Source organism: Microcystis sp. LE19-84.1B (assembly GCF_027531875.1).
GTDB classification, from domain to species: domain Bacteria; phylum Cyanobacteriota; class Cyanobacteriia; order Cyanobacteriales; family Microcystaceae; genus Microcystis; species Microcystis panniformis.
In genome coordinates this window covers 1-7,413 of sequence record NZ_JAPZSR010000329.1, presented here as the reverse complement: position 1 = coordinate 7,413, position 7,413 = coordinate 1, and the positions used below count along the sequence as shown (strand labels likewise).

The 7,413-nt window shown below is 40.4% G+C and carries 9 protein-coding genes; all 9 read right to left on the bottom strand.

Features of this window, described 5'->3' with window-relative positions:
• Window positions 1–116: 116 nt before the first annotated feature.
• Window positions 117–239, bottom strand: a complete 123-nt coding sequence (locus O9324_RS18600) for a hypothetical protein (RefSeq protein ID WP_287627379.1) — start codon at window positions 237–239, stop codon at window positions 117–119.
• Window positions 240–411: 172 nt separating this feature from the next.
• Window positions 412–1,668, bottom strand: coding sequence for a glycosyltransferase family 4 protein (locus tag O9324_RS18595; protein WP_193960735.1), 1,257 nt, complete (start codon window positions 1,666–1,668; stop codon window positions 412–414).
• 239 nt (window positions 1,669–1,907) lie between these two features.
• Complete coding sequence (locus O9324_RS18590) at window positions 1,908–2,732, bottom strand: class I SAM-dependent methyltransferase (RefSeq protein ID WP_288140972.1); 825 nt, start codon at window positions 2,730–2,732, stop codon at window positions 1,908–1,910.
• Between the two features lie 49 nt (window positions 2,733–2,781).
• A complete protein-coding gene (locus tag O9324_RS18585; protein ID WP_193960737.1) occupies window positions 2,782–3,735 on the bottom strand; it encodes a class I SAM-dependent methyltransferase in 954 nt (317 codons plus the stop codon).
• Window positions 3,736–3,748: 13 nt separating this feature from the next.
• Window positions 3,749–4,675, bottom strand: coding sequence for a glycosyltransferase family 2 protein (locus O9324_RS18580; protein WP_193960738.1), 927 nt, complete (start codon window positions 4,673–4,675; stop codon window positions 3,749–3,751).
• A 52-nt stretch (window positions 4,676–4,727) separates the two neighbouring features.
• Window positions 4,728–4,994, bottom strand: coding sequence for a DUF2283 domain-containing protein (locus tag O9324_RS18575; protein WP_288140971.1), 267 nt, complete (start codon window positions 4,992–4,994; stop codon window positions 4,728–4,730).
• Entirely contained in the window at window positions 4,973–5,227 is a 255-nt protein-coding gene (locus tag O9324_RS18570) for a hypothetical protein (protein ID WP_052600849.1), read from the bottom strand. Before O9324_RS18570 ends, O9324_RS18575 begins: the two co-directional genes overlap by 22 nt.
• Window positions 5,228–5,254: 27 nt before the next feature.
• Window positions 5,255–6,172, bottom strand: a complete 918-nt coding sequence (locus O9324_RS18565) for a Uma2 family endonuclease (RefSeq protein WP_288140970.1) — start codon at window positions 6,170–6,172, stop codon at window positions 5,255–5,257.
• Between the two features lie 201 nt (window positions 6,173–6,373).
• Entirely contained in the window at window positions 6,374–7,114 is a 741-nt protein-coding gene (locus tag O9324_RS18560) for a Uma2 family endonuclease (protein ID WP_288140969.1), read from the bottom strand.
• Window positions 7,115–7,413 lie beyond the last annotated feature (299 nt).

Here is a 7,413-nt window from a genome sequence, read left to right as displayed (position 1 = left end):
CAAGCTTTTCTGGTCGGAACCCCCTAAGCCGAGTTTTCAAGGTGCTGCGCCGTCCACTTGGTTTTCGAGACTGGCCTTTTAATTCTAACGTAAAGCCAACCTAGAACGGCGGGGTTTCAGACCCAAAATTTCCGATGACCGTGACGTAGTACCTCAACGGGAGTCTCACCGTATATGTATTTAGGGAGTTCGCTCCGAAATTCTCGCACCCCAATTTTCTCAATGTCATGCTTATCCATAGTCTCTCTCGTTGTGTCCGCATTGTGTACATAGTGTAGCACTATTTGAGAAAGGATATCAACAAACAACTTTGCTCATGTTTTACCAGATTAAAAATTTTTTTTAGGTCAATTCTTAAACTTCTGGCGAGTTTCTTAATCGTCTTTTTGGCATGGCTAAGACTGTTCAAGTTTACTTGAAAGATGCCAACATTTCATTATACAGCTTTAAATAATTAGATGCTTGAATCTCAAGAGTAAATTCTTGCTCCACTTTTTGCCTTGCCCGAATGCACAATTGGTTATACCTTTCTGTATCTTCTAATACCCAATTAATTCCCCGTGCCAAGTCTTCCACCTCGAAGGGTTTGGCCAGATAACCATTCTCTTGATGTTCGATCATATCAGGCATTCCACCAATTTTAAAGGCAACGGAGGGAGTGGCACAGGCGAGAGCTTCCATGACTGTATTGGGAAGATTATCCTCAATTGAGGGAGCGACAAAAATATCGGCGGCGGCATAGACTAAAGCTAGGGAAATATCATCATTTAATCTGCCTAAATAATGGGTTTTTAAGCCAAAATCAGGCGGATTAATCGGTTCAGAGGCACCGAAGACCACTAACTCTAATTTATGCCGCCATATTTCCCCCTGACTGAGTTTTTTTATGGCAGGTAGCAGCAGATGAAATCCTTTTCGGTTATCGCTTGTTGCCGTCATAGCACCAAAGAGAATAAGCTGTTTATCTTGGGGTAATCCTAAGAGATGGCGAGCAATGTTTTTCTCGATTGGTTTATATCTTTGAATGTCTAAACTGTTGGCAATTACTTCTATCCGTAAATCCTGAAATAGAGAACTATTTCTGGCACAATCTGCTAACCATTGACTGGGGGTAACAATAGTCAGATTGAGATTTTTCCAAGCTTTGGCTTTTCGCCACCAAACCCAACGAGAAATATCCCCATCTTGCTGACTTTTTAATTGGGGACAATGACCACAGGATTGAGTATATTTATTGCATTCCCCACTGTAATGACAACCACCCGTAAAAGGCCACATATCGTGAGCCGTCCAAACAAGAGGTTGCTTAAATTTGGCTAGGGTTTCAATTTGTAAAAACCCGGCATTAATCCAGTGTAAGTTAATAATATCTGGACTAATTTGGGCTACTCTAGAAACAAGGCGATCGGGAAGCCATTGGATAGAATAAGGTGTTCTCTCTCTTTGAGAATATAATGACAAGGGCAAGTGATCAACCCCAGGTATTAGTTTCGTCCATCCCTTCATTAATTTACTTGCTGGCGATAAAACAGTATAGTCATCACGAGTTTTATCATTAACTAGCATAGTCGCTGCTACACTGATCCGATGTAACCCTTTATGCAGACGATGAGCGGCTATAAAAGCCCCTCCTTGACTATCAGAATAACTTAGTAAACAGACTTTCATGACTCTCAAGAATATTTGATCAATTTGCAATAGTCTTCCACGGTTAGCACCCAGATCGAAAAGTCTATATGTTGATATTCCAGTAACCTTGCCATCCAAGCTACTTGCGAATTATTAAGATTATATCTCTCGACTTTAAATTTCAGTTTTCTGAACAGTTTGTTAACGATATTTTTGGTCATCTTTTAGTTTCTTTAAAGTTTATCAATGTTTTGAAGTTTAATTTAGTGTAATTATTTCTAGGGTTTCATCGCCTCCATAAACAAAGAGTCTGGTTTGCGAATTTTGCCCTCTATCATATCTAAACCGTAACTGTTAAAATCTGGTATTCTACTATCATCAGCACGACAAATACGCACATCAATAAATCCCACTTGCTCCAGCAGCCGCTTTAAGGAATAGCGATCATACATCCAAAGATGAATTTCCCCTGAATTCCGAAATATACCCTCTTCAAAAGATTTTTTAGCTTCATTTCCTGCCACAAGTGCTACTAGATATTTAGCTATGATAATTCTCAGTTTCTGTAAAAACCAAGCGGGACTCTTAGCCATTATTCTCTCCCTCATGGACTTTTGATGAGCTTGAATTTCCCAAAACTTTTCCGCTTCCGCACCAATTCGATAACGCACGAAATCCTTATTATTAATACTGGGGTTTAGCAGAAAATCTCTCATTTTGCCTCCACCAACACTGCGAACAGTTTGATCATAAAGCTCCAGCATCATCCAGTCATAGTCAGGTTCCGCTTCTTTAATCCCTGAATCGACTTTTTCTAAAGTGAACAAATATTCTCTAGCTATTGCTTCGAGATCAGGGACAACGACTCTTATTATACCCTTATCTCTGAGAATTCGGCAACATTCAGTTAGCAGTTTTTTTGCCTCATCTTGTTGAAAGTGTTCTAAGACATGGGAACTATAACAGGCATCAAATTCAGCATCTGGGTAGGGCAAGTTTTTACGAATATCATATTCTCTAACTTCTGGTGAAGATGACGCTATATCAATATTCACCCAAGCAGGATGAAAGGTGGAGCCACAGCCAAAATTTAAGAGTTTCATTAGCTTGTTATATTCGTTGGCAATTCGTCAAAAATTATAAGTTATCTATCTAAATTTTACGATAAATACTCACCACAGATATTCCTCGAGGAAATAATTCGGAAGAAATCAAACCTTTAGCAAAAATCTTTCCTATCATTCTGCTAACTATATCTAGGATTTTATAGGTAATGCCAAAATCGATGTTCCTTATATCTTTTCCAAAAAACTTAAACAATGCTAATTTGACAATAGTTGTCGCATAAAATGATTTGTGAACTTCTTGTAATGGTTCATGCCAAATTTCTAGATTTTCAATGGGAAAGTATTTCGTTAGATTTTTTAAGCTTGTATCAGTCCACCGCGTAACATGATGAGGTGGCATATCAAGAAAAAAGTTGGATACATATTTGCTAAACGAATCATAACTGGGAACTGAGAATACAAAAAGACCACCAGGTTTCAGGCAGGCAATACTAGAAGCGATGAATGAGTGAACATCTCCTATGTGTTCTAGCACTTGAAAAGCACAAACTACATCATATTTTTGGGGTAGGTAAACAGCGTGATCTTGAATTGATTCATTGATTATGTTAACACCACCCTTAGCTAGATCTTTTGCTTTGTGACTGAATTCAAGACCTGTATAGTTTTGGCTATCTATCTTTTGAGCAAAAGCTCCTTTTCCACAGCCAATTTCCAAGACAAAATCGGAAGGTTTGATAAATTGTTTAGCATAATCATATTCATTTTTTTCCTCTAGGTAATACCAATCAAATACTTGTAGTTTTTCATAAAAATTTTCTGAACCCGTTATCATCGGAGAGAAAAAATAAAGATCTGATTCAAGAGAGTGGTAAAAATCTATCTCTTGAATATTACCAAACTCTGAAGCTACATCACAGTTCAGCACCTTTTGATAGAGACTTAATAAGTCACTGACAGCTATTTTTTCAACTAAGACAATTTTGAAGCTTCCGCTTAGGGGACAATATACTAATTCTTGGTTCATTTGCTCTGTCATAATCATTCTAAATTTAATTGACAAAAACCTTGACTAATGGCAATTTCATAAAGTATCTGGAGAACAAGCTAGAGTCAAAGAGATTACGATAAGTAAAATCATCCGCTTCAACATGACGCAGCAAAAATGGAGGATGTTTTAACGGAAAATTAATCTCTTTAACAGGAAGATTTGCCACTCTACTTTTACTACTGCTTGTATGAGTAGCATCTTCACCAAATCCAATATTACTAACTAAATTTACATTAGGTAGGATTGTTAGACCATTCTGAATCCAACAGGCGAAAGTCCAGGGATAATCCCAAGTATCAATTTTACCATCATAAGCAGTTTGAAAAATTTTCGTCCAGTATTTGACAGCCTGAGTTTTTCCTAAAATAGACTCAAGCCAGTTACCATCACGAATTTCTTGCCAGAGCTTCATTTTAACATCATAATATTGCCACGCTCTCCTCCAACTTGCCCAACCCCAAATGTGGTTATAGCAAGAAAAATAGTAACTGTACTCCGTGCGCTTTCTGCCAAACTGAAAATTATCCCCTGAAATAGCCATAATTCTCTTATCATCTCGATAATAATCGAGCAATTCTTGGCAAAAGCGAAAAAAACTAGGATGTGGTAAGCAATCATCTTCAAGAATAATGGCTTGCTCAACCGTATCAAAAACCCAATTTAATCCACTAGATACTCGATTCTTGCATCCCAAGTTAATATCAGAATAGTTAGTAAAAACCTCACAATCCCAATCCACACCCTCGATAATAGCACGAGCCGCTTTACACTTTTCAACATCATCGGCTCTATCTGGACGCGGACCATCGGCAACCACTAATAACTTAGATGGTTTAGCCTGACGAATGGCTTCAAATACTCTCGCCGTCGTATCAGGTCGATTGAAAATCAGGAAGGCGACAGGAGTGGTCAGTTGGAAGTCAGTCATGCAACGGATTTACTGTTAACTCGTGGTATCCTAACCCACCCTGACCAAATTGTCAACCCATTTCAGGATTTTCAGAGCCATTAATTTTATTTTCACTATCTCCACTGTTAAAATCCGAAGCTTTCAAGACAGTTAACCCAACTAAGTCATCTCTATAATGATAGATAATATTGTCTTCTAGCAAACTATCATTGGCTCTTTGAGGCTTACGAAAGCTAATATATAAAACATCTGCTTCTTCATCATAATCTATCCAGATTCTTGAAGAAGGTGCGGTTAGCAAATGAGGAATTGATTTTAAGAGATTGACTGCTGCCATAGGATGCCTCGCTTGATAATTTTTTCGCAGGAGGATGTCAAAAAAGCAGTTATGACAAATCCATCGTTCTTTAGTTGTTTATAGATGATGATCGCGTCTTTTCTTGAGATAACAGTTTTCGGATAATGTTTTAGTGCTATTAGCTCATCAGTCCATCCCTTAACAATCAAATCAGGTTCAGCAATAGTTTCTAGTACCATATCAATACATCCCGCCAGGTAAGATACTTTCATGGCTTAGAAAATCCATTCATTATTTTCTCAATTTAACTGCCCGAATTGTTCCTGGTAACGAGCCAACAAAGCTTCTAGTTCTAGAACTCGCTGCCGTTCTCTTTCTGCGCGTTGGGTTTCCTGCTCGGCGCGTTGAGCTTCCTGCTCGGCGCGTTGGGTTTGCTGCTCGGCGCGTTGGGTTTGCTGCTCGGCGCGTTGAGCTTCCTGCTCGGCGCGTTGGGTTTGCTGCTCGGCGCGTTGAGCTTCCTGCTCGGCGCGTTGAGCTTCCTGCTCGGCGCGTTGGGTTTCCTGTTCGGTAGGAGTCAGTATCCAATTGCCGTCTCGTCCGTACCAGCGCAGCCACAACCGCTCAATGCCTTGACAATTTCCTGCCCAAAGTCCCAATCCCAATTGTACTTCCTCTAGCCACAACTGCTGGTTTTCTAGTCTTAAAGGCTGATATTTTCCTGATTTTAAGGTAAATGCCTGCAATTGGTTGCTGTAGCGATCAAACACCACGTAGTAGGGAATGCCTAAAATTCGTTCGTAAACTTCCCACTTGGTGGGAGGTTGGTTGATTCCCCGCACGGTACGCCCTAAATCTTCTGCTTCCGTTCCAGGAGAGAGTAATTCGATGGCGATGAAGGGAACAATTTCTTCCTGCCAAATCACATAACTCAGGCGCAATTCCTCTCCTTGGTACAGCCGCGAGACTCCCAAAGCGGCAAACCAGTCCGGCCGCTTGTACCATTGGGGATGGTAAGGGTCGTAGTAGAGATTTAGATCGCTGGCGATAAATATTTGTTCGGCAGGATAGTTAGAAGGTCGAAAGGTCTGGCGCAATAATTCGGGTTGGAAGAGATGAAATTCGTCAGGCAAGCCAGGTTCCTCCAGGTTTTCGCTGGGGAGGTCGTACATGGTTGGTAACATTTCTTTGGGTGGAAGGGACGGCGTTCTCTGGTACATGGGGGGAATGTTGCTAGTTTGGTGTTTAGTTTAGCAAGATAATAGGGCATTCATGTCAATTTTAGACCCCTGAACGCCGCAAGCCTTGATGCACAATAAATCGGAACAGTCGTCAATTCCTCGTTCTCCATTGGTGAAAATGCCGATTCAAAAATGAAGTACACCACCAGGGGAGTCTTACCAAAATCCGCCCAGAGGAAGTTAGAGACTTTCGGGATTAATCCCCAATTCCCTGAGTTTAGCCGCCATTCGTTCGGCTTTTTCTTCGGCTGCCTCAGCTTTCTGTTGTGCTGCCTCAGCTTTCTGTTGTGCGTCCTCAGCCAACTCTCGCGGGGTTGGTAACAAGATTCCATCTAAAGTCGCCCAGCGAATCCAGACGGTTGTTACCCCCCTATATTTTCCCTGCCAACGAACTAAAGCTAATCCCAAACGACCACTGATTAGCCATCCTTTCTCGTTGGGTTGCCGTGGTTCATATAGGCCATCAACTAAGACAAATTCGGCAAAATCTTCAGGGTTAAAAGGATCGTACCAGAAATATTCAGGCACTCGTAACTTATCTTGATAAATCTTTTTTTTCTCGGTTTTGTCTATTTGGGTGGTACTTTCCGAGAGCAGTTCAATCACTACATCGGGAGCTTTTCCCTCTTCCCAAGTAACCCAACTTTTTCGCTCCCCTTTTGGTACGCCTAAGACGGCAAAAAAATCAGTCCCTTTGAAGTCTTGATTTTTCAGTTGTGCTGTACTGAAATAGACAAACATATTGCCACTGGCATAACCATCTTCTCGTCGGTCTAGCCAAGGTGATATACTGTCTATTAACAGATCCATCTGCCATTTATGCCTTTGAGTTTCCATCGGTACTCCATCATCGCAGGGAAGTTCATCTTGCGTGGGTAATGCAGTTAACTGCATTGGTTGACTAATAGTTAGAGTTTCCATATTTTTCTCCTATATTTTGGGTTTAATTAGTTAGATTTAGTAGATTTTTTGCCCTCTTTAACTGGCTAGAGCAATTCTAAATGAGTCGTGAACGAGTAAGGAGCTTAAGTCCATTGTTCAGATGCTTGTTCTCAAGGGTTTAGGGGATTACTATATGTTATACTTTGCACGGCTGCAACTTGCATTTTTTACTCAAGGACAATAATATAGTTTAAGAGTCATAATTAGAAGCAAAGCACTCATTAAAAACATGATTAACCTAGAATTCACGGAAGAAGAAAAGAACTCACTGTATTATG